The following is a 21,100-nucleotide window of genomic DNA, read 5'->3' on the forward strand; positions in this document are numbered from 1 at the left end:
CGGCGGCCGTTCCGGGTGTCTCTGAGGTGTGATCGAAACTGCGACCATGACGCAGCCGTCGTTCGCCGAGTTGTTCGCGGCCCAGTACCACTCCCTGGTACGCCTGGCCGGGCTGCTCGGCGCGGACGACCCCGAGGACATCGCCCAGGAGGCGTTCTCCCGGCTGCACACCAGACGGTTGCGCGACGACGGGGCCGCCCTGTCCTACCTGCGCGCGACCGTCTGCAACCTGACCCGTAACCGGCTGCGCCACCTCCGCCTCGTACGGCTGCGCCGCCCCGACCCGCCCGATCCCGCGCACAGCAGCGAGCACATCGTGCTCGTCTCCGAGAAGCACCGCGAGCTGCTCGCGGCCGTGGACCGGCTGCCGCGCCGCCAGCGCGAGGCCCTCGTCCTGCGTTACTGGCTGGACCTGTCGGAACGTGAGATCGCCGACGCCATGGGCGTCACACCGGGATCGGTGAAGACCCACACCAGCAGGGCCCTGGCGACCCTGGGCAAGGCCCTGAAGGAGGAGGACCGATGAACGAGCTGGAAGAGCGCCTGCGGGCCGCGTTCGACGCCCGCGCGCAGAGTTTCGAGACCAGCCCGGACGCCTGGGCCCGCATGCGCGAGCGCCGGCCGGGACGCCGCCGCGCCATCCGCGCGCTGGTGGCCGCGCTGCCGGTGGTCCTGCTGGCCGTGTTCGTTCCCGTCCTGCTCAACGGGGGCCAGGGCGGGAACACCGCGGCCGACGCCGACGCCCTCTACCAGGCCCTCATGCGGGACAGGACACCCGAGGGCGAGACGGTGACCGTGGACAACCCCACGGAGGGCAAGCCGCTGCGGCTCTGGTTCGCCAAGGCGAAGCTGGGCTATCCCGAGCTGTGCTTCGTCGCGGAGCGGGCTGACGCGCCGACCGGGGGAGGCTGCGTCCCCGTGGACGAGGAGCGGGACGGGCTGGCCCGGTTCGTCGGCAGCACCCTGCTGGACGGGGCCGAGACCGCGTTGGACTGGGGGATCGCGACGCAGGACGTCGGTGGCGTCACCGGTGTCGCGGCGGACGGGCAGCGGTTCCCCGGCACGGTGCTGCGCCCTTCCGGGGCGTCGCACCGGCTGTGGACGGTGACCTATCCAGCCGGGCGCGACATGTCCGAGATCGAGCTGACGGACGAGCATGGCAGGGCCCTGGGCCGCGCGTCGCGCGACGTGCTGAAGGAGCAGCAGCAGGGCGTCGCCGTCGGCGCCTCTGTGGAGCTGCCCGCGGGCGTCACCGCGCGACCGCACCGGACCGCCCAGGGCACGGAGGTGGTCTGGACCCGGCACGGCGCGGTGCTGACGATGACGCCGTCCAAGCTGCAGGAGCAGGCGGTGTCGCCCTACATGGAGGAGAACGCGGTCTTGGGCCTCGCCCGCGAGGACGTCGCCAGGGTCGAGTTCACCTTCGCCGACGGGACCAAGGTGGACGCCGCGACCCAACCCGATCCGTGGGGCCTGGGCGTGACGCTCTTCTCCGCGATGAACCCGTCGAGTGACCCGAGCGGCGGTCACCGCGTCGTCGCCTACGACTCCTCGGGTGCGGAGGTCTGGAGCCACGACGGCACGGGCCGGAGCCTCATGGACGACCTCCCCGCCGTCGGAGAGGTGATGACGCTGCCGGGCGAGCTGCGGGTCTGGTTCAGCGAAACTGCGCAGAGCATGATGACGCTCTGTCAGTCAGGCGGCGTGAGTCCCAACGGCACCTCAAGCTGCGCGAGCTCCACCGAAGGCGAGATGTTCCCGCTGAAGGCGGTCAAGTACCTGCCTGAGCCGGGCTCCACCACCTACCTCGGAGTCGTCGGCAAGGCGTGGGAGTCGGTGACCGCGGTGCTCTCCGACGGACGCCGGCTCGACGCCGCCTTCCTGCGCGGCAAGGACACTCCGGCCCCGATCTGGCACGTCACGGTCCCGGCCGGTGATGTGGTGCTGGCGGCGCTCACGGTGAAGTCGAAGGACGGCCGGATCGACCGGTATCCGCAGACGGACCCGTCCTGCGCGCGCAAGGCCGCGGGAACCGAGGCCGTCCGCCAGGCCCTTCCCGCGGGCGTGGCCGCGGTCGTGGTCGCGCCGAGCTGCCTGGCCTTCTTCGAGAACGGCGCACCCGCCCCCGGGCTGCCGGGACCGCTGCCCGGCGAGAAGCTGAGCGACCTGCTCACCTCCGACATGCCGGTGCACTGGAGCTACGGCGACACCGCCTGGTACGGCTACGCCTCCGCGGACACGGCCAAGATCGAGCTGCGCACCTCGAACGGGCTCACCGCGACGGCCGAGGCCGTACCCGACCGGTTCGGGCAGGACGTGGCGTTGTTCGCGCTGCCCCTGCCAGAAGGCGCCCAGTTCGCCGCCGGCACGGCCGCCACCGGGTACGACGCCGACGGCAAGAAGCTGTGGTCCACACCGGAGAAGGGCATCTCCTAGCCAGGCCCGCCGAACTGGTGCTCCGGCGGCCCTCCCCGGCGTCGCCGGAGCACTAGCCGAGGTTGCGGAAACGGGCCTGGCGGGCCGCGAAACGGTCTGCCGGGCTCACCTTCAGCAGCCCCGCGATCTCGTACTCCAGGGCCCGCCCCACGCGTTCGCAGAACTGCCTGGGCTCGTAGGCGGCGTCGGGCAGCTCGGGGATGACCCGGTCGACGACGCCGTCGTGGCGCAGGTCGGTGGCGCGGATGCGCTGGGCCTGGGCGATCTCGGGGGCGAAGTCGACCGATCGGTAGAGGATGGCGGAGGCCCCCTCGGGCGGCAGCGGCGACAGCCAGGCGTGCTGAGCGCAGAGCACCCGGTCGGCGGGCAGCAGGGCCAGCGCCGCCCCGCCCGCGCCCTCGCCGAGCAGCAGGCAGACGGTCGGCGCGTCGAGCATGACCAGTTCGGCCAGGCACCGGGCGATCTCCGCGGCCAGCCCGCCCTCCTCGGCCGCCTTCGACAGGTCGGCGCCCGCCGTGTCGACCACGGTGACCAGCGGCAGGCCCAGCTCGGCGGCCAGCCGCATGCCGCGCCTGGCGACCCGCAGCCCGGCCGGACCGAGCGGGGAGTGGGCGCGCTGGAGCCGGCGGTCCTGGCCGAGCACCACCGCGGGCGCGGTGCCGAACCTGGCCAGGGCCAGCAGCAGCCCCGGCTCGTTGACGCCCTGGCCGGTGCCGCTGAGCGGGGTGACGTCGGAGGCGGCGAGCTTGAGCAGCGCGCGTACGCCGGGCCGGTCGTCGCGGCGGGAACGGGTGATCGCCTCCCACGCCTCCACCGGCCGCAGGTCCTCCTCCGGGGGCTCGCCGGCCACGATGGCGGAGCGGTCGGCGGCCAGTACGGTCAGCGCCCCGATGGCGAACCCCCGCGCGTCCTCCGCCGGGACGACCGCGTCGAGCAGGCCCTTGCGGTGCAGGTTCTCGGCGACCTGCACGCCTTCGGGGAAGGGGTAACCGTGCAGCGACTCGAACACCCGTGGCCCCAGGAACCCGATCAGCGCCCCCGGCTCGGCCGCCGTGACGTGCCCCAGCGACCCCCACGACGCGAACACCCCGCCGGTCGTCGGATGCCGCAGGTAGACCAGGTAAGGCAGGCCGACGGCCCGGTGCGCCTGGATCGCCACGGTGATCTTCACCATCTGGACGAACGCGAGCGCCCCCTCCTGCATGCGCGTGCCGCCCGAGGCGGGGGCGGCCAGCAGCGGGAGCCGTTCGCGGGTGGCGCGTTCGACGGCGGCCGTGAGCCGCTCGGCCGCCACCACCCCGATCGAGCCCGCCATGAACGAGAACTCGCACGCCGCGATCGCCACCCTGCGACCGTCGAGCAGGCCCTCACCGGTGATCACGGCCTCGTCGTAGCCCGACTTCACGCGGGCCGCGGTCAGCTCGTCGGCGTAGGAGGAGCCGGGCTCGGCCGGGTCGGCGGGCGGCGCGTCCCACGACTTCCACGACCCTCGGTCGAGGATCGTTTCGATCAGTGTGCGCGCGTCCGGACGGCTCACTATCGCTCCCTAGAGGTCAGCCACGTTGCATTGTTGACGCACGAGCGCCCCGGCCGGTGCCACCCTGTCGCGATCATCTTTCGCGCTCCGCCAGCCAGGCGAGCACGGCGTCGCCGTCCTGGCCGAGCATGGGCGGCGCGGTGTGCTCGACCCCGGTCAGCCCGTCGAAGCGCAGCGGCGGCCCGGGAAGCTCGATCGTGCCGAGCACCGGGTGCTCCACCTGGACGACCAGGCCCTGCGAACGGGTCTGCTCCCAGGCGTAGACCTCGTCGAGCGATCTGATCGCGCCCGCGGGCACGCCCGCCTCGCCCAGCCGGGCCAGCCAGTGGGCGCGGTCGTGGGCGGCCAGGGCCTTCTCCATGTCGGCGATCAGCTCGTCGCGGTGGGCGAACCGGTCGCGGTTGGTCGCGTAGTGGGGCGCGTCGGGGTCGAGGCCGAGCAGCGCGGCGACCTTGCGCCACTGCCCCTCGTTGGCCACGGCGATCTGCAGCATGCCGTCGGCGCAGTGGAACGCGCCGTAGGGGGCGATGGAGGCGTGGTGGTTGCCGCCCGCGACGGGGACCTTGCCGCCGACCGTCCAGGCGGTGCCGTGGTAGGAGTGCACGCCGGTGACGGCGGCCAGCAGCGAGGTGCGCACGACCCGGCCCACGCCGGTGCGCTCGCGCTCGTAGAGGGCCGCGGCCACGCCGTACGCGCCGTGGATGCCGGCCAGCAGGTCGGCGATGGAGGCGCCGACGCGGTACGGCTCGTCGGGCGAGGGGCCGGTCAGCGACATGAGCCCGGCCTCGCCCTGGGCGATCTGGTCGTAGCCGGGGCGGCCCCCTTCGGGCCCGTCGTGGCCGAAGCCGGTGATCGACAGGATGACCAGCCGGGGGTTCAGCTCGTGCAGGCGCTCGACGGGGAAGCCGAGGCGGTCGAGCACGCCGGTGCGGAAGTTCTCGATCAGGACGTCGCACTGGCGGACGAGCCGCTCGATGAGCTGTTTGCCCTCGGCGGACTTGAGGTCGACGGCGATGGACTGTTTGTTGCGGTTCGCTGCCAGGAAGTAGGTCGAAATATCGTGATTCGGCCCGACGAACGGCGGCCCCCAGCCCCGCGATTCGTCACCCCCGTCCGGATGCTCGACCTTGATGACCCGAGCGCCCAGGTCACCGAGCAACTGTGCGGCGTGCGGCCCCGCCAGGGCCCTGGACAGATCGAGCACGACGATGTCACCGAGGGGTCCGAGCAAGATCCAAACCTCCCACGTGCGTTCGGGGTGAAAGAACATTCTCTCAGGCGTCCACCCTCCGTCATCTACCCTGGGTCCGGTGAACGAACTGGCCGCGCGCATCACGAACCTGCGGCCTTCCTGCGGTCCGGTGCGCCTGGTGGCCGTCGACGGGCCCGCGGGGTCGGGCAAGACGACGTTCGCGCGGGAGTTGGCGGCGGAGCTGGGCTGCCAGGTGATCCACAGCGACGACTTCCCCGTGCCGTGGGAGGAGGGGCCCGGCGGCTGGTTCCACGCGCTGGAGTCACAGGTGCTGCGCCCTCTTCAGCAGGGGCTCGCGGGCGGATTCCGCAGGTACGACTGGGTCCGCGGCGCGTACGCCGAGCGGGTGGCGGTGCCCCCGGCCCCGGTCCTGGTGATCGAGGGCGTCGGCACGGCGCGGGCCTCGGTGGCGGGGCTGCTGGCCTACACCGTCTGGATGGAGGCCGCCGAGCCGGTGCGGCTGCGCCGCGTGCTGGAGCGCGACGGGCCCGAGCTGGAGCCGACATGGCGCGGGTGGTTCGCGGCCGAGCGGGCGTGGTTCGACGGCGACCGCACCCGTGAGCGCGCCGACCTCGTCGTCAGAACGTGACCGTCAGAACGTGATCGTCAAGACGTGAGGTGCGCGACGTCGTTGAAGCGGACCAGCTCGAACCCGGCACCTCCGCCGCGCCACCACGACACCGAGGCGTTCAGCACCGGCGCGAACCTCAGCACGGCAGAAGGCTCGTCGTCCGGCCCGCCCGTCATGACGTGCCGCAGCCCCAGCACCACCGAGTCGTGGGCCACGATCAGCACCCGGCGCCCGGCCGCGCGCTCACGCAGGTCGTCCAGGAAGCCGCGCAGCCTGGCCACGACGTCGGTGAGCGACTCGCCGCCGGGCGGGCGGTAGGCGTAGGCGCCCTCGGCCTTCCGCCTGGCCACTTCCTCGGGGTGCCGCTCGCTGATCGCGGCCAGGTTGAGGCGCGCGAACGCCCCCGCCTCCTGGTCTCTGAGCCGCTCGTCCACCGTGACGGGCAGCGGGGCGGCGCCCCACGCCTTCTGGGCGATCCGCCACGTGTCGAGCGCGCGCAGGTAGGGCGAGCACCACACCTGCTCGGGCGCCTGCGCGGCGGGCAGGGCCGCCAGGTGCCTCCCGAGCGCCCCGGCCTGTGTGCGGCCCAGCTCCGTCAGCGTCACCTCGTGGTCGCCGCGCTCGTAGACCAGCGGTGCCGAGCCGGCCTGCCGATGGGCGAGGTTGGCCTCGCTCTCCCCGTGGCGTACGGCGATGATCGCGGACGGTCCCATGGGGACAATCCTCACACACCAGGTACGCCCCCGCCTGCGACCACCCACGCCCGTGTACGTATGGTGATGGCATGGTTACTGTCGCAGTCCTCGGTACCGGGCTGATGGGCTTGCCCATGGCCCGCAATCTGGTCGTGTCCGGCATGCGGGTCAAGGCGTGGAACCGTACCAGGGAGAAGGCCCTGCCCCTGGAGGCGGACGGCGCGGTGGTCGCCGGCTCACCTGCCGAGGCGGCCGAGGACGCCGACGTGATCATCACGATGCTGAGTGACGGTGACGCCGTGCTCGACGCCATGACGGCCGCCAGGCCGGCGCTCAGGTCGGGGCAGGTGTGGGCGCAGATGAGCACGGTCAGCGTCCCGGCGGTCGGGCGGCTGGCCACGCTGGCCGCCGAGTGCGGCCCGACCTTCGTGGACGCCCCGGTGCAGGGCACCCGCCAGCCTGCCGAGCAGGGCACGCTGGTCATCCTCGCCTCCGGCCCGCGGGCGGCCAGGCAGGCGCTGGATCCGGTCTTCTCCGTGCTCGGGGAGCGCACGCTCTGGGTCGGCGACAACGGCACGGACGGCGCCGGCACTCGGCTCAAGATGGCCGCGGTCAGCTACAGCATCACGGTGACCACGGCCGTGGCCGAGGCGCTCTCCCTGGCCAAGGGCCTCGGGCTCGACCCCGACCTGGTGCGGCAGGTGATCACCGGCGGGCCGATGGACTCGCCGTACTTCCAGGCCAAGGCGAAGGCCATCCTGGAGGACGACTTCACGCCCAGCTTCACCGTGCACAACGCCGAGCTGGACACCCAGATGATCACGCAGGCGGGCGAGTCGGCCGGGGTCAGGATGGACCTGGCGGCCGCCGCGGGCGAACGCCTGCGCCGCGCCGAGGCGCAGGGCCACGGCGGCGAGGACATGGCGGCCACCTACCACGCCGCCTTCGGCTGAGCCTGAGCCCCCGCCCGCTGCCCGCCGCCCGGACGCGCGGCGCGCGGCGGTTCACGGCTGGAGCTCGTCCACCTCCGCGTACGCCCGCCCGCCCGACAGCTTGGCGTACCCCGGCCCCCGGTCGAAGAACCGGTCGCCCGGCGGCCGCAGGCGGGCGCGCAGCTCGGCCGTGGCCCGTTCGTCGATCCGATCCCCGTCGAGGACCACGCCGTAGTCGCCGAGCGCGCCCGCGATCGACACCTTCCCGTCGCGCACGTCGGCCGCCACCGCCCGGGCGTCGCGATCGTACGGGGAGCCCCAGCCGCCGCCCCCGGTGGTGCGGATCCTGATCAGCTCACCGGCCTGCACGGGGTGGTCGTCCACCAGCCCCTCCATCTCCTTGCCCGCGATCTCGACGCGGAAGGGCCGCCCGGCCACGCCGCCGTTGACGCCCCAGCACGACAGGATCGACCGGTCGGCGATCGACATGTACGAGGCGTCCCGCAGCATCCTGATGTGCTTGTCGTAGCCGAGCCCGCCCCTGAACATGCCGGGCCCGCCCGAGTCGCAGGCCAGCGCCAGCCGCTCGACCCGGAACGGCCAGCGCGCCTCGGCGAACTCGACCGGGATGTTGCGGGAGTCGGGCACCACGTGGATGGTGTCCTCGCCGTCGGCGTACCAGCGCCCGCCGGAGCCGCCGCCGAGCACCTCGCGCATCAGGTACGGCACCCCGTCGGCGTCGGTCCCGTACACGCCGGTGTAGCGGATGGTCTCCTGGTCGGCCGGCATGCGCCCGCCGGTGGCCTTGGCCAGCACGCCCGCCAGCACGCCGAGCAGGCGCAGGATGACGAAGGTGCGGGCGTTGGTGGGGGCCGGGAAGACGGGGGTGAGCAGGGTGCCCTTCTCCGGGAAGACCATCTCGATGAGCGGCACGACGCCCTCGTTGACGTCCAGCTCCGCCATGCGCTCGGGCGTGTCGGCCAGGTTGCGCAGCACGGGGGCCAGCCACTTCTTCAGGAACACCCCGTCGGCGTAGTCGCCCGCGTGGTTGATGGGCCCCTTGGCCTGCGGCGACGTGCCGGTGAAGTCGATCTTCATGGGCGCGCCGGCGGCGTGGTCCACGGTGAGCGTGATGCGCTGGGTGTGCAGGCGGGGCTCGTCCACGCCGTCGTGCTCGGCGTAGTCCTCCCACACGTACGTGCCCTCGGGGATCTTCGACAGCAGTTCCCTGCGGAACGTCTCGGTGGTCTTGCCGATGATCGCGTCGAAGCACTCCTCGACGGCCTGCCTGCCGTAGCGCCCGAACAGCTCGCCCAGCCGCCGCGCCCCCATCAGGCAGGCCGAGCACTCGGCGTCGAGGTCGCCGGCCAGCGAGTCGGGCATGCGGGAGTTGCGGGTCATGATGCGCAGCGCGGCCTCGTTGGGCACGCCCTCGTCCCACAGCTTGATCGGCGGCACCATCAGGCCCTCCTCGAAGACCGAGCGGGCGTGCGAGGGCATCGACCCGGGCACCGCGCCGCCGATGTCGTCGTGGTGGCCGAACGCCTGCACGAACGCCACGACCTCGCCCTCGTGGAAGACCGGGACGGTGACGCACAGGTCGGGCAGGTGGCCGATGCCGCCCTCCGACAGGTAGACGTCGTTGTGGAAGTACACGTCGCCGGGCTTCATGGTCTCGGCAGGGAAGTCGCGCACGACGGGCTGCACCAGCGCGCTGTACGAGCGGCCGGTGAGCTTGCGCAGCCGCACGTCGTGGATGCCGGCGCGGAAGTCGTGCGCGTCGCGGATCATCGGCGAGCGGGCCGTGCGCGCGATGGCGGTCTCGACCTCCCGCTCGACCGAGGCGAGCGTGCCCTCGACGATCTCGACCAGGATCGGGTCAGCCACGACGTACCTCCACGTTGCCGTACTCGTCCACGCGGGCGGTGAAGCCGGGGTGGATGGGGATCGTCGAGCCGTACTCCTCGATGACCGCGGGCCCCCGCACGGTGGCGCCGGGGCCGAGCGCGGCCCGCTGGTGGATCGGGGTGTCGCGGGTCTCGTCGAAGTGCACGGGACGGACCGAGGTGGCGCCCTCTCCGGCCTGCTCCAGGCGGCGCAGCGTCGGCCGGGTGATGGGGCCGATGCCGGACACGCGCAGGTTGACCCATTCGACGCCGTGCCGGGGGTCGTCGCGGTAGGCGTAGCCGTACAGCTTCTCGTGGGCGTCGTGGAAGCTGGCGACCACCTCGGCCTGCCAGTGCTCGTCGAGGTCGCCCGCCGGGGCGGGCACCCGCACCTCGTACGCCTGGCCGTAGTAGCGCAGGTCGGCGCTGCGCTGGTAGACCGGGTCGGCGAAGCCCTCGCGGTCGAGGGCCTCGCCCGCCTGATGCTCCAGGTCGTGGAAGATCTCGACGGCCTTGCCGAGCGACAGGTCGCGGGTGACGTACGTGCGTACGTAGTCGTTCCTGACGTCCACAGTGAGCAGCCCGAACGCCGAGACGTTGCCCGGGTCGCGCGGGACGACGACGGCCGGCAGCCCCAGGATGTCGATCAGCCGGCAGGCCAGCAGCGGCCCCGACCCGCCGAACGTGACCAGCGGGAAGTCCCGCACGTCGAGCCCGCGCTTGACGGTGAGCTGCCGGATCGCGTTGCTCTGGTTGAACGCGCTGATCTCCAGGATGCCGGTGGCCGTGCGCTCGGGGCCGAGGCCCAGTTTCCCGGCCAGCGCCTGGATCCCGGCGCGGGCGGCGTCGGCGTCCAGCGGGATCTCCCCGCCGAGCAGGTGCGGCGGGATGCGGCCGAGGAAGACGTGCGCGTCGGTCACCGTGACCTCGGTGCCGCCCTTGCCGTAGCAGAGCGGGCCCGGGTCAGCGCCGGCGGACCTGGGCCCGACCTTGAGCGTGCCCTCGGGCGAGATCCACGCGACCGAGCCGCCGCCCGCCCCGACCGTGATGATGTCGATCATCGGGATCTTGCACGGGTAACGGCCGACGGCGCCCTCGGTGGTGATGGAGGGCTCGCCGTCGATCACCACGGCCACGTCGGTCGAGGTGCCGCCGCCGTCGAGGGTGATCACGGACTCGTGGCCGGCCGTCGAGGCGATGAGCGCGGCGCCCAGCGCCCCGGCCGCCGGGCCCGACAGGACGGTGGTGATGGGCTGGTTGACGACCTCGCGGGCGGACAGGACGCCGCCGTTGGACTTCATCACGGAGAACGGCCGGCCCAGGCGGGTGGACAGGTTCGCCAGGTAGGTGCGCATGGCCGGCTTGACGGCGGCGTCGACGAGGGTGGTGACCGAGCGCTCGTACTCGCGGTATTCGCGCAGCACGTCGCTGGACAGCGAGATCACCGCGTCGGGGTGCTCGCGCCAGAGCACCTCGCGCATGCGGCGCTCGTGCTCGGGGTTGGCGTAGGAGTGCAGGAAGCAGACCCCGATCGCGGTCACTCCCCTGGCGCGGAACCAGCGGGCCACCTCGACGGCCTGCTCCTCGGAGAACGGCCGCACCTCCGCGCCCAGGTGGTCGAGCCGCCCGCCGACGGTCTTGACCAGGTGCACGGGCACGATCCTGGGCGGCTTGACCCAGAAGTAGGAGTTGCCGTAGCCGTCGGGCACGCTCTGCCTGGCGATCTCCAGCACGAACTCGAAGCCCTCGGTGGTGATGAACCCGAGGTCGCCGATCCGGTCCTCCAGGAGCCTGTTCGTGGCCACCGTGGTGCCGTGCACGACGGAGCCGACGTCGAACCGGCCGAGCTTCTCGACGCCCGCGAGGAACCCGTCGGCCGGGTTCGCGGGGGTCGAGGGGGTCTTCGTGGTGAGGATCTCACCGGTCTCCTCGTCCACCGCCACGACGTCGGTGAACGTTCCTCCGGTGTCCACTCCGATACGGACGCTACGCATGGCTCCTCAGCTTCGGCGTCGGCCGAGCACTTCGTCGATGACCCGGGGCGCGTTCTCGGTGCCGACGTACGCGGCCAGCCGCACCACCAACTCCTGGGACCTGGCCAGCTCGGCCTCGACCCTGGCCTTACCCGACTGCCCCGCCTGCACTCCGAAATAGGCCCCGATGATGGTGCCGACCACCCCCGCCACCCCGGCGAACAGCGGCGCGAACTCCCTGGTCGCGAAGACGGCCGCGCCGAAGGCGACGAGGACCGCCGCGATGCCCGCCACGACGACGAGGAAGCCGTACCGCCAGCGGGTGGCGTCGGCCTGAGCGGCGGTACGGTCGTCCGGTGTCAGCATCGCGTCGAGCGGCGATGACCCGGACGGCGGTTTGTCGGTGACCACAAATGCCTCCTGTAACTCCAGGGGAGAAATGTCCCACGAGGTCATGGAACAAGCCAAGCCACTAAGCTGACGGCCCGTGATCGAATCGTCCGCCTTGTCCCCCGCGCCGCCGGGTGCCAGAGATGCCGTGCTGAAGTTCTACTTCGGCCCCATGGACTGCGGGAAGTCCACCCTGGCGCTGCAGATGAACTACAACCATCGACGGCAGGGCAGGCGGGGACTGGTGCTGACCAAACACGACCGCTCCGGCGGGCCGAAGGTCACCAGCCGCATCGGGCTCGGGCTCGAGGCCATCGAGGTGGAGGACTCACTCGACCTCGTCCGGCTGGTCACCTCGCACGAGCGGGTCGACTACCTGATCTGCGACGAGGCCTGCTTCTACGCCGTCGAGCAGATCGAGCAGCTCGCCGACCTGGTGGACGTGCACGGCGTGGACGTCTACGCCTTCGGGCTGGCCTCCGACTTCCGGTCGGTGATGTTCCCGGCGGCGCAGCGGCTGTTCGAGCTGGCCGACGAGGTGTGCCGGCTGCAGGTCGAGGTGTTGTGCTGGTGCGGGCGGCCCGGTCAGCTCAACGCCAGGATCGTGGGCGGGGCGATGACGCGTACGGGCGAGCAGGTCGTCATCGGCGACACCGGCGACGCCCCGGTGCGCTACCAGGTGCTCTGCCGCCGCCACCACCGCACGGGCCGCCTCGGCGAGGAAGGGACGACGACGGACGCGGGCTCGGCCGCCTGAGCGCGGGTCGCGTCCGTCAGTCGACGGCCAGCTCCTCCAGCCGGTACGGCAGGTACGCCGAGTCGTCCACCAGCGCCGACGCCCCCCGCCACCAGCCGAACCACTCCCCGCTGCGCCACATCCAGTCGACCCGCTCGATGGCGGCCACCACGTCGCCCACCGTCTCCCAGCTCCCGCCGAGCTGCTCGCCGGTCGCGCCGTGGCGCCCCGCCCACGCGCGCAGGATGCCGGCGGCGGAGGCGGGGACCTCGCGGGCGTACGGGTCGGGGTCCTCCCCCGGCAGCCGGTGCGGCCCGAGCCCGGCCGCCACCCCCCAGCTCCACTGCGCCTCGGCGGGCCGGGAGTAGCGCAGGGAGTGGAAGTCGAGGTTGGAGCCCAGCTCCTCGTCGGCGCGCCGGGTGACGACCGCGTCGAGCCGGCCGCCCGCGTCGAAGTGCACGACGAGCCGCTGCCCCGGCTTGACGCCGGGCGGCAGGTCGAAGCGGTCTTCCGCGTGCCAGGAGTTGAGGTCGACCCGCGCGACCGGCACGCCCCACATCCGGTCGGCGGCGTCGTCGGAGATCCAGGCGGCCAGCATCTCCAGCGCGGTCAGGTCGGTCCACGGCTCGATGGCCACGGCCGTGCGCACGACCTCGTCGGGCGGCGGCAGCTTCCCGCCCCTGGGCCTGGTCCACCAGTCGCGGCCCAGCTCGCGGGTGCCGACCAGCAGCGCGGCCAGCGCGGCCAGCTCTGCGGAGCGACGGGTGAGCGAGGCTCCGAGGGCGAGTTCGAGGGTGCGGCCGGTGCGGTCGTCCCCGAGCACGGGGCGTACGGCGTCGATCAGCGTGTCGGCCGTCGGCCGCTCCTCACCCAGCAGGTTGCGTACGACTCGCCTGGCCTCGGTCCGTGCGTCTTCAGCATGTGCCTGCCGCATACCGTCACGCTACGCCGGGAGATCCTTTTCCGCGAGAGCCCAGAACGCCACCGACCCCAGGCGGCACTCAGGTGGCACTCAGGCGGCGCGCCCGCGTGGCCGCCGCCCCAGCAACCAGCCCACGGCGACCCCCGCGAGCGCCACCCCCGCCCCCATGCCGAAGGCCGCCAGCATCCCCCACGGACGATCCGCACCGCGCCGCCCGGCCGCCCGCTCATAGACGGCCCTCTGGACGGGCTCGGTTCCAGGAACGACGGCACGCAGCCCCTCTGCGGCGGCAACGCCGAGGTCCGCCCCTGCCTGCACGGGGACGCGCAGGTGCTCCTCGACGGCCGAGAAGAACTCTCCCGCCGTGCGCTTGGCCACCGAGCCCAGCATGCGCTGCCCGACCCCGCCGATCATCCCGCCGACCACGGCCTCCGCGTCGTAGTCCACGCGCGTCCCGCCGTCGGTCTCGCTGAGCCGGACGAGCACGGTGGCGTCCACGGTCCCCGGGGCCCCCTGCCCGCGCGCCCTGAGCGTGAAGCTCTCCGGCGCGAGCGGGTCGGCCAGCGCCACCTCTCCCTGGTAGACGCCCTTGATGGCGGCCACGCCCGCGTTCACCGTCATGCGGTACGTGTCCGGCCCCGTCTCCTCCAGCCGCTCGCACCCGGGGATGGTGCGCACCAGCACCGCCGGGTCCTGGAGCGCCGCCCACACCTGGTCCCTGTGCACGCCGATCACGGCGCTGCCCGCCACTCTCATGCCGCCACTCTAAGCAGCCGGACCCCACGGAATAAGGGCAACACCTGCCAGAGCCACGATCGAGTCGGCGGCGTACGCGGATGTGACCAAGGTCGCAGCGCGTTGCTCTACAGCCTGTAGTACTACTAGCAGTAGATGTACTACGGCTTGTAGAGCTGAGGGAGTCGGCGGGGAAGATGGACGCACTGGATCTCGCACGGTGGCAGTTCGGGGTGACCACCGTGTACCACTTTCTGTTCGTGCCCCTGACCATCGGTCTCGGGATCTTCGTGGCCGGGCTGCAGACGGCCTGGCACCGTACGGGCAAGGAGCAGTACCTCAGGCTCACGAAGTTCTTCGGCAAGCTGTTCCTGATCAACTTCGCGATGGGCGTGGTCACCGGCATCGTGCAGGAGTTCCAGTTCGGGATGAACTGGAGCGAGTACTCGGTCTTCGTCGGAGACGTCTTCGGGGCGCCGCTGGCCATGGAGGCGCTGCTGGCGTTCTTCATGGAGTCCACGTTCCTGGGCCTGTGGATCTTCGGCTGGGACCGGCTGCCGAAGCGGGTGCACCTGGCGACCATCTGGGCGGCGGCCATCGGGTCCAACCTGTCGGCCTACTTCATTCTCGCGGCCAACGCCTGGATGAAGCACCCGGTCGGCTACGAGGTCGTGGACGGCAAGGCCAGGATGACCGACCTGTGGGCGGTACTGACCAACTCCACCGCGCTGGCCCAGGTGCCGCACGTGATCGGGTCGGCGTTCGTCGTCGCGGGCGGGTTCGTGCTGGCGGTCTGCGGCTACTGGCTGCTCAGAACCCGCGCCTCGGACCACGGCGACCGGGCCATGTGGCGGAGCACCGCCCGCGCGGCGCTGGTGATGACGGCCATCGCGGGGGCGGTCGTCGCGGGCACCGGCGACACCTCGGCCAAGCTCCTGTACGAGCAGCAGCCCATGAAGCTGGCCTCCGCCGAGGGGCTGCGGCACGACACCGCGGGGGCGGCGTTCAGCGTGGCGCCCGGCATCGAGATCCCGAAGGTCCTGAGCTTCCTGGCCACCAACGACCCCGACGCCACCGTCCAGGGCACCGAGGACCTGCAGCGCCGCTTCGAGCAGCAGTTCGGCCCCGGCGACTACCGCCCGGACCAGACGATCGTCTTCTGGTCGTTCCGGGTGATGATCGTCTTCGGGCTGGCCACGGTGGGACTGTCGGTGCTGGGCCTGTGGCTGACGCGGCGCAGGCGGCAGTTCCCCGCGTGGCTCTCCCGCGCGCTGCTGCTCGCCCTGCCGCTGCCCCTCGTCGCGGTGATCGCGGGCTGGCTGCTGAGCGAGATCGGCCGCCAGCCGTGGACGGTCGCGGGCGAGCTGCTGACGGCCGCCAGCGTCTCGCCGGGCGTGACCCTGGCCGAGGTGGCCACGTCCCTGACGGTCTTCACCCTCCTGTACGGCGTGCTGGCCGTGGCCGAGGCCGTACTGCTGTCCAGGCACGTCCGCAAGGGCGTCGAGGAGCAGGCCCAGGAGCCCGCGGCCGAGCGGCGCGAGCCGTCCCTGATGTACTGAGGAGCAGACAATGATCGAGTTGTGGTTCGCCGTCATCGCCTTCCTCTGGACCGGCTACTTCGTCCTGGAGGGCTTCGACTTCGGGGTCGGCCTGCTGGCGCCGCTGGTGAGCAGGAACCCCGCCGAGCAGCGGGCCGCGCTGCAGACCATCGGCCCCGTCTGGGACGGCAACGAGGTGTGGCTGATCACCGCGGTCGGCGCCATGTTCGCCGCCTTCCCCGCCTGGTACGCGGGCCTGTTCAGCGCCTTCTACCTGCCGGTGACGCTGGTCCTGGTCGGGCTCATCGTGCGTGGCGTCGGCCTGGAGTGGCGCGGCAAGGTCGCCAACCCGCTCTGGTGCGACCTGGGTATCGTGGCGGGCAGTGCGCTGCCGGCGTTCGTGTGGGGCACGGTCTTCGCCGGGCTGCTCTTCGACGGCGCGCTCGCGGCCCTGTTCGGCGGCGCGTTCACGCTGGCGGTGTGCGTCCTGCACGGCGCGGTGTTCCTGGCGCTGCGGACCACCGGCCCGGTACGCCGCCGCGCCAGGACCGCCGCCATGATCGCCGGCGGCGTGACCGTCCCCGTGGCCGTGTTCGCCCTGTCGAGCCTCGGCACCGCCCCCGCCCTGGCCGCCATGGCGGCGCTGGCCGCGGCCACGGCGCTGATCTGGCGGCGCAGGGAGGGCTGGGCGTTCACGGCGACGGCGGGCGCCATCGCGCTGAGCGCGCTGGCCGTCTTCATGGAGCTTCGGGTGCGGCCGCTGCCGGGGCTGACGCTGGCCGAGGCCGCCTCGGGGCCTTACACGCTGACGGTGCTGAGCTGGATCGGGCTGATCACGCTGCCGTTCGTGCTGGCGTACCAGGGGTGGACGTACTGGGTGTTCAGGAAGCGCGTGCTGACCCTCGCCTGAGTCGCGGGTCTAGGTCGCGGGGGCGCCGCCCAGGTAGAGGCGGCCGAGGCGGGGGTCGGCGGCCAGGTCGCGGGCGGGGCCCGAGATGTGCACCCGGCCGAGGTCGAGCACGCAGCCGAGGTCGGCCATGTCCAGGGCCCTGCGCGCGTTCTGCTCCACCAGCAGCACCGCCACCCCGGTCCGGCGCATGAGGTCGATCTGGTCGAACACCACCTGCGTGTTGCGCGGGTCGAGCCCCATCGAGGGCTCGTCCAGCAGCACCACGGACGGCTCCAGCATCAGCGCCCGCGCGAACTCCACCTGTTTCTGCTGCCCGCCGGACAGCAGCCCGGCCAGGCTCCCCCACCGCTCCCCCACGACGGGGAACAGCTCCTTGACCACCTCGATCCGCGCGTTCAGCCGGGCCTGGTCGCGCACGGTGAAGCCGCCGAGCCGGACGTTCTCGGCCACCGTCATCTCGCGGAACACGCTGTGGCCCTGCAGCACGTGGGCCAGGCCCAGGCCGAGCAGCCGCTGCGGCGGCAGGCCCGTCACGTCGCGCCCGGCCAGCAGCACCCGCCCCGACCTGGGCGCGAGCAGGCCACTGGCGACCTTGAGCGCGGTGGACTTGCCCGCGCCGTTCGGGCCGACGAGGCAGACGACCTCGCCGGCGCGGACGGTGACGGTCAGGCCGCGCAGCACCGGCGCGGCCCTGCCGTACCCGGCCACGACGTCGTCCAGCGTCAGCAGCAGCTCAGACACCGAGATACGCCTCCAAGACCCGCGGGTCCTCCCGCACCGACGACGGCGGCCCCTCGGCGATGGGCGCGCCGCGGTCGAAGACGATCACGTGGTCGCACATGCCCATCACCATGTCCATGTTGTGCTCGACGACCAGGAACGTGCGGCCCTCCGCGTTGAGTTCGCGGACGAGCGCCGTGATCCGGTCGATCAGCGCCGGGTTCACCCCGCCGGCGGGCTCGTCGAGCAGCACCAGGTCCGGCTCGGCCATGAGGACGGCGGCCAGTTCGAGCAGCTTCTGCTGCCCGTACGACAGGTCGCGCGCCTCGGCCTCCTCCAGGTGCTCGATGCCCATGCGGCGCAGCCAGTGCCGGGCCCGCTCCACCTCGCCCGCGTCCCGCAGCCCGGCCAGCAGCTCGCGCAGCCGGGTACGGCGCACCGCGACCAGCATGTTCTCCAGCACGCTCATGCGCGGGAAGACCCGGCAGAGCTGGAAGGTGCGGCCGATGCCGGTGTGCGCGACGCGGTGCGGCGAGTGCCGGGTGATCTCGCGGTCGCGGTAGAGCACCCGCCCCGCGTCCGGTCTGATCATGCCGGTGACGATGTTGAAGAACGTGGTCTTGCCCGAGCCGTTCGGCCCGATGAGGCCGTTGATCGCGCCGTCGCGCAGCTCGACGTCCGCGCCGTCGACGGCCAGCACGCCGCCGAACGACTTCGTCAGCCCCTCCGTGCGCAGGGAGCCCCCTCTGACGCTCACGGTGTCACCTTCTGGAGTCTCTGGTCGGCGGTCTCGTCGGGGATGGACGGGCCAGGCCGTCTCCGGGTGAGCCTGGCCAGGATGCCGTCCGGCATGAACAGCACGACCAGCACCAGCACCAGCCCGGTCGCGGTGAGGTGGATCTGCGTCTCGCCCAGCGCGATCAGGAAGTACTCCCCTGCCGGGGCCACGATGAGCGCGCCGAGCAGCGGGCCGTACAGGTGCCTGACGCCGCCGAGCAGGCTCATGAGCACCATGTACGAGCCGATCAGGATGGAGAACACGAAGATCGGGTCGAGGCTGCCGAACCACACCGCGTACAGCCCGCCGGCCAGCGCCACGAACAGGGCGGACAGGGCGAAGGCCGCCACCTTGTACGCCCCCGTGGGCACGCCCAGCGACTCGGCCTTGTCCTCGTCCTCCCTGATGGCCCGAAGGCCCGCGCCGAAGCGGGAGCGCGAGACGTGCCACCAGCACAGCAGCGCGACCGCGAGCAGCGCCAGGAACAGGTAGAAGAACACCATGTGCGTCTCGCCCCGGTGCAGGCCGGGGAAGGGCGAGGGCACCTGCAGGCCGGTGGAGCCGCCGGTCAGCGAGCGCCAGCCCTGCACGACGAGGTTCATCATCGACACGAGCGCGATGGAGACGATCACGAAGGACGCGCCGCGCACCCGTACGGCCGCGATGCCCACGCCCACGGCGAACACCGTCACCAGCGCCGCCGACACCAGCAGCGCCACCACCCACGGGACGCCCAGGCGCACGACCAGCAGCCCGGTGCCGTACGCGCCCAGACCGAAGAACGCCGAGTGGCCGAGCGAGACGTAACCGGTGAAGCCGCCCAGGAGGTTCCAGGAGGTGGACATGGCGGCGTACATGACGGTCAGCGCGCCCGCGTACACCAGGTAGTAGTTGGGCACCAGCCACGGATAGGCGATCGCCAGCGCGGCGACCAGCAGCGGGAGCCCTCTAGAAGCGATGCGCAAGCCGGCCTCCGAACAGCCCCTGGGGGCGGACGAGCAGGGCCAGGAAGAGGAAGACGTAGAACATCATGGTGGCCCAGGTGGCGTCCACGGTCACCAGCACCAGGCCCTCGACCACCCCGAGCAGGATCGCCGCCAGCGCCGCGCCGACCACGCTGCCCAGCCCGCCGACCACGATGATCGCCATCAGCTTGCCGATCCACACCCAGTGGGAGGCGGGGAAGAACGGCGTGATCAGGGCCAGCACGGTGCCGCCGACGGCGGCCGTGGCCAGGCCCACGCCGAAGCCGTACCCGGCCACGCGCTCGGTAGGGACGCCGACCAGCCGGGCCGCCTCGCGGTGCTGGATCGTGGCCCGCAGCGCCTGCCCGAAGCGGCTCTTGACCAGCACCGCGAACAGCACCGCCAGGGTCAGCGCCGCCACGCAGAATGCGATGATCTTGTCGTACGGCAGGTGCACGCCGCCGACGCTCAGCGACCGGGTCGCGTACTCCATGCTGACCGACTTGTACGAGCCGGTGTAGACCGTGCCGAGCAGCCCCTCGATGGTCAGCGCGATCCCGAACGTCAGCAGCACCGACATCATCGCCAGGTTCTCCGGCGCGAGCCTGGCGATGAGCAGCCGCTGCACCGCCACGCCCAGCGCGAAGAACAGCGGCACCGTCACCGGCAGCGCCAGGAACGGGTCCACCCCGAACGTGGTGTGCACCGTGTACGTCAGGTACGCCGCCAGGAACAGGAACGCCGGATGGGCCACCATGACCACCCGCATCACGCCGAAGTACAGCGACAGGCCCGAGGCCAGCAGCGCGTAGAGCCCGCCGGTCAGCACGCCCAGGGCCAGGCCCTGCAGGAGCAGGCTCACCATTCCCGCTTCGGGTAGACGAGGTCGGCGGTCTTGGCCTGCTCGGGGAGGACGATCTCAACCTTGCCGTCCACGTACTGCTGGATCATGTGGGCCTGCTCCGGCCTTCCCTTGTCGTCGAAGGACAGCGGCCCCACGACCGTGTCGAACGTGCTCTGCCGGATGTGCCCGGCCAGCTTGTCCTGGCATTCCTTGACCGGGTCCACGCACTTGACCGCGGTCACGGCGGCCTCGATGATCTGGCCGACCGTGTAGCCGTTGGCGGCGTCCTCGTTGGCCTCGCCGCCGAACAGCTCCTTGTAGCGCTTGACCATCTCCTGGTTGCCGGTGAACGACGCGGTGGCCGACCAGCCGACGGGCGAGAGGATGTGCTCGGCCGCCCCCTTCACCGCGCCGGGGAACTCCGCCAGCGTCGGCCCGGTCGAGAACGCCGCCAGCTTGGGCTGCACCTTCAGCTCCTGCAGCGCGCGCACCAGGCCGACCGAGTCCTCGAACTGCGTGCCGCCCACGACCAGGTCGGGCTCGGCGGCGGCGATCTTGGCGGCGATGGGCGAGAAGTCGGTGGTCTCGGGCGGGTAGACCTCGTCCACGACGGTCTTGATCCCGGCCGCGGTCAGCCTGTCGCGCAGCCCGTACGCGGTGCCCTGGGCGAAGGGGTCGTCCAGGCTCGCGTACGCGGCCGTCTTGGGCCGCTGGTCGGCCGGCAGCTTGGTGAGGTAGTCGGCCAGGTAGTTGTAGTGGTCGTCGGCGACCGCGGGGGCCGCGTAGAACAGCCGCGTGAAGCCCTGCTCGAACACCTCGGCGGCGGCCCCCGCGGGCTCCACGAAGACCATGTCGTACGACTCGGCGACCTTCGCCGCCGGGATCACCAGGCGCGAGGAGAACGGCCCGAAGACCAGGTTGACCTTGTCCTGCGTGATGAGGGATTCATAGTCGGAGCTGACCCGGTTGGGGTCGGAGGCGTCGTCGCGGAAGATCAGCTCGACCTTCCTGCCGAGCAGGCCGCCCTTGGCGTTCACCCGGTCGGCCCAGACCTGGTAGCCCTCCTGGATGCCCTTGCCGGGTTCGGAGAAGTCGCCGGTGAGCGGGAGCGAGATGCCGATCTTCACCGGCCCCTGCTGTTGTCCGGGCGACTGGGCCGCGCCGGGTTCGTCGGTCTTCGCGCACGCGGTCGCCGCTAATGCGCACAGCGAGACGGCCACCAGGCCCTTGCGTACTCTTGCCATCGAGGGGACCCCCGTCAGAAGAGGCGGAGCGAAAGC

20 protein-coding genes are annotated in these 21,100 nt (G+C 72.1%); 7 read left to right on the forward strand and 13 right to left on the reverse strand.

The genetic code is table 11. The annotated features are described in order from the left end of the window. The first annotated feature begins 46 nt into the window (after positions 1-46). Both ACZ6S0_RS03285 and ACZ6S0_RS03290 read left to right on the forward strand, forming a co-directional pair. The gene (locus tag ACZ6S0_RS03285) at positions 47-526 is read left to right on the forward strand and encodes a sigma-70 family RNA polymerase sigma factor (protein WP_465912954.1); all 480 of its coding nucleotides are present in this window, start codon (positions 47-49) and stop codon (positions 524-526) included. Continuing rightward, positions 523-2,436 carry a hypothetical protein gene (locus ACZ6S0_RS03290; protein WP_465912955.1) on the forward strand — a complete coding sequence of 638 codons (1,914 nt, stop codon included), beginning with the start codon at positions 523-525 and terminating at the stop codon, positions 2,434-2,436. The genes ACZ6S0_RS03285 and ACZ6S0_RS03290 overlap by 4 nt, the downstream gene beginning before the upstream one ends. 52 nt (positions 2,437-2,488) lie before the next feature. On the opposite strand, the gene ACZ6S0_RS03295 is transcribed toward ACZ6S0_RS03290, so the two are convergent. Both ACZ6S0_RS03295 and ACZ6S0_RS03300 read right to left on the reverse strand, forming a co-directional pair. Beyond that, on the reverse strand, positions 2,489-3,973 hold the full coding sequence (locus ACZ6S0_RS03295; RefSeq protein WP_465912956.1) for a carboxyl transferase domain-containing protein: 1,485 nt from the start codon (positions 3,971-3,973) through the stop codon (positions 2,489-2,491). Between the two features lie 73 nt (positions 3,974-4,046). Beyond that, positions 4,047-5,243 carry a CaiB/BaiF CoA transferase family protein gene (locus ACZ6S0_RS03300; protein WP_465912957.1) on the reverse strand — a complete coding sequence of 399 codons (1,197 nt, stop codon included), beginning with the start codon at positions 5,241-5,243 and terminating at the stop codon, positions 4,047-4,049. Positions 5,244-5,283: 40 nt separating this feature from the next. Here ACZ6S0_RS03300 and ACZ6S0_RS03305 point away from each other — a divergent pair, with 40 nt between their 5' ends. Further along, positions 5,284-5,814, forward strand: a complete 531-nt coding sequence (locus tag ACZ6S0_RS03305) for a uridine kinase family protein (RefSeq protein ID WP_465912958.1) — start codon at positions 5,284-5,286, stop codon at positions 5,812-5,814. Between the two features lie 17 nt (positions 5,815-5,831). On the opposite strand, the gene ACZ6S0_RS03310 is transcribed toward ACZ6S0_RS03305, so the two are convergent. Next, positions 5,832-6,509: a histidine phosphatase family protein gene (locus ACZ6S0_RS03310; protein ID WP_465912959.1), complete on the reverse strand. Its 678-nt coding sequence runs from the start codon at positions 6,507-6,509 to the stop codon at positions 5,832-5,834. Positions 6,510-6,580: 71 nt separating this feature from the next. Between ACZ6S0_RS03310 and ACZ6S0_RS03315 the strand changes: the two genes are divergently transcribed. Next, the gene (locus ACZ6S0_RS03315; protein ID WP_465912960.1) at positions 6,581-7,444 is read left to right on the forward strand and encodes an NAD(P)-dependent oxidoreductase; all 864 of its coding nucleotides are present in this window, start codon (positions 6,581-6,583) and stop codon (positions 7,442-7,444) included. Positions 7,445-7,495: 51 nt separating this feature from the next. Here ACZ6S0_RS03315 and ACZ6S0_RS03320 read toward each other — a convergent pair whose 3' ends face one another. From ACZ6S0_RS03320 to ACZ6S0_RS03330, 3 genes are read right to left on the reverse strand one after another with little or no spacing between them, the layout of a single operon-like run. Beyond that, positions 7,496-9,310, reverse strand: coding sequence for a hydantoinase B/oxoprolinase family protein (locus ACZ6S0_RS03320; protein ID WP_465912961.1), 1,815 nt, complete (start codon positions 9,308-9,310; stop codon positions 7,496-7,498). Further along, complete coding sequence (locus tag ACZ6S0_RS03325; protein ID WP_465912962.1) at positions 9,303-11,303, reverse strand: hydantoinase/oxoprolinase family protein; 2,001 nt, start codon at positions 11,301-11,303, stop codon at positions 9,303-9,305. The genes ACZ6S0_RS03320 and ACZ6S0_RS03325 overlap by 8 nt, the downstream gene beginning before the upstream one ends. A gap of 6 nt (positions 11,304-11,309) precedes the next feature. Further along, positions 11,310-11,693, reverse strand: a complete 384-nt coding sequence (locus ACZ6S0_RS03330) for a hypothetical protein (RefSeq protein WP_344892527.1) — start codon at positions 11,691-11,693, stop codon at positions 11,310-11,312. Between the two features lie 76 nt (positions 11,694-11,769). Here ACZ6S0_RS03330 and ACZ6S0_RS03335 point away from each other — a divergent pair, with 76 nt between their 5' ends. Next, complete coding sequence (locus ACZ6S0_RS03335; protein WP_465912963.1) at positions 11,770-12,429, forward strand: thymidine kinase; 660 nt, start codon at positions 11,770-11,772, stop codon at positions 12,427-12,429. A gap of 16 nt (positions 12,430-12,445) precedes the next feature. Here the strand turns inward: ACZ6S0_RS03335 and ACZ6S0_RS03340 are convergent, their stop codons facing one another. Both ACZ6S0_RS03340 and ACZ6S0_RS03345 read right to left on the reverse strand, forming a co-directional pair. Beyond that, complete coding sequence (locus tag ACZ6S0_RS03340; protein ID WP_465912964.1) at positions 12,446-13,342, reverse strand: hypothetical protein; 897 nt, start codon at positions 13,340-13,342, stop codon at positions 12,446-12,448. 78 nt (positions 13,343-13,420) lie between these two features. Continuing rightward, positions 13,421-14,086 (reverse strand): SRPBCC family protein, encoded by a 666-nt coding sequence (locus ACZ6S0_RS03345; protein ID WP_465912965.1) that lies wholly within the window; start codon positions 14,084-14,086, stop codon positions 13,421-13,423. 176 nt (positions 14,087-14,262) lie between these two features. Here ACZ6S0_RS03345 and ACZ6S0_RS03350 point away from each other — a divergent pair, with 176 nt between their 5' ends. Further along, positions 14,263-15,624: a cytochrome ubiquinol oxidase subunit I gene (locus ACZ6S0_RS03350; protein ID WP_465912966.1), complete on the forward strand. Its 1,362-nt coding sequence runs from the start codon at positions 14,263-14,265 to the stop codon at positions 15,622-15,624. A gap of 10 nt (positions 15,625-15,634) precedes the next feature. Continuing rightward, a complete protein-coding gene (gene cydB, locus ACZ6S0_RS03355) occupies positions 15,635-16,513 on the forward strand; it encodes a cytochrome d ubiquinol oxidase subunit II (protein WP_465912967.1) in 879 nt (292 codons plus the stop codon). A 9-nt stretch (positions 16,514-16,522) separates the two neighbouring features. Here cydB and ACZ6S0_RS03360 read toward each other — a convergent pair whose 3' ends face one another. Genes ACZ6S0_RS03360 through ACZ6S0_RS03380 form a run of 5 tightly spaced genes read right to left on the reverse strand, consistent with a single transcriptional unit; the run spans position 16,523 to position 21,064 of the window. Next, on the reverse strand, positions 16,523-17,254 hold the full coding sequence (locus tag ACZ6S0_RS03360) for an ABC transporter ATP-binding protein (RefSeq protein ID WP_465912968.1): 732 nt from the start codon (positions 17,252-17,254) through the stop codon (positions 16,523-16,525). Then, positions 17,247-17,990: an ABC transporter ATP-binding protein gene (locus ACZ6S0_RS03365; protein WP_465912969.1), complete on the reverse strand. Its 744-nt coding sequence runs from the start codon at positions 17,988-17,990 to the stop codon at positions 17,247-17,249. The genes ACZ6S0_RS03360 and ACZ6S0_RS03365 overlap by 8 nt, the downstream gene beginning before the upstream one ends. Continuing rightward, positions 17,987-18,976 (reverse strand): branched-chain amino acid ABC transporter permease, encoded by a 990-nt coding sequence (locus ACZ6S0_RS03370; protein WP_465912970.1) that lies wholly within the window; start codon positions 18,974-18,976, stop codon positions 17,987-17,989. The genes ACZ6S0_RS03365 and ACZ6S0_RS03370 overlap by 4 nt, the downstream gene beginning before the upstream one ends. Beyond that, positions 18,960-19,841, reverse strand: a complete 882-nt coding sequence (locus tag ACZ6S0_RS03375; protein ID WP_465912971.1) for a branched-chain amino acid ABC transporter permease — start codon at positions 19,839-19,841, stop codon at positions 18,960-18,962. Before ACZ6S0_RS03375 ends, ACZ6S0_RS03370 begins: the two co-directional genes overlap by 17 nt. Next, positions 19,835-21,064, reverse strand: coding sequence for an amino acid ABC transporter substrate-binding protein (locus ACZ6S0_RS03380; RefSeq protein WP_465912972.1), 1,230 nt, complete (start codon positions 21,062-21,064; stop codon positions 19,835-19,837). Before ACZ6S0_RS03380 ends, ACZ6S0_RS03375 begins: the two co-directional genes overlap by 7 nt. Between the last annotated feature and the right edge of the window lie 36 nt (positions 21,065-21,100).

The organism is Nonomuraea sp. NPDC051298, assembly GCF_055586305.1.

Excerpts from the sequence above, each read along its gene's own strand:
- ACZ6S0_RS03340 (WP_465912964.1), bottom strand. The coding sequence starts at position 13,342 with ATGCGGCAGGCACATGCTGAAGACGCACGGACCGAGGCCAGGCGAGTC.
- cydB (WP_465912967.1), top strand. The coding sequence starts at position 15,635 with ATGATCGAGTTGTGGTTCGCCGTCATCGCCTTCCTCTGGACCGGCTAC.
- ACZ6S0_RS03300 (WP_465912957.1), bottom strand. The coding sequence starts at position 5,243 with ATGTTCTTTCACCCCGAACGCACGTGGGAGGTTTGGATCTTGCTCGGA.
- ACZ6S0_RS03290 (WP_465912955.1), top strand. The coding sequence starts at position 523 with ATGAACGAGCTGGAAGAGCGCCTGCGGGCCGCGTTCGACGCCCGCGCG.
- ACZ6S0_RS03380 (WP_465912972.1), bottom strand. The coding sequence starts at position 21,064 with ATGGCAAGAGTACGCAAGGGCCTGGTGGCCGTCTCGCTGTGCGCATTA.
- ACZ6S0_RS03345 (WP_465912965.1), bottom strand. The coding sequence starts at position 14,086 with ATGAGAGTGGCGGGCAGCGCCGTGATCGGCGTGCACAGGGACCAGGTG.
- ACZ6S0_RS03315 (WP_465912960.1), top strand. The coding sequence starts at position 6,581 with ATGGTTACTGTCGCAGTCCTCGGTACCGGGCTGATGGGCTTGCCCATG.
- ACZ6S0_RS03350 (WP_465912966.1), top strand. The coding sequence starts at position 14,263 with ATGGACGCACTGGATCTCGCACGGTGGCAGTTCGGGGTGACCACCGTG.
- ACZ6S0_RS03375 (WP_465912971.1), bottom strand. The coding sequence starts at position 19,841 with ATGGTGAGCCTGCTCCTGCAGGGCCTGGCCCTGGGCGTGCTGACCGGC.
- ACZ6S0_RS03310 (WP_465912959.1), bottom strand. The coding sequence starts at position 6,509 with ATGGGACCGTCCGCGATCATCGCCGTACGCCACGGGGAGAGCGAGGCC.
- ACZ6S0_RS03325 (WP_465912962.1), bottom strand. The coding sequence starts at position 11,303 with ATGCGTAGCGTCCGTATCGGAGTGGACACCGGAGGAACGTTCACCGAC.
- ACZ6S0_RS03285 (WP_465912954.1), top strand. The coding sequence starts at position 47 with ATGACGCAGCCGTCGTTCGCCGAGTTGTTCGCGGCCCAGTACCACTCC.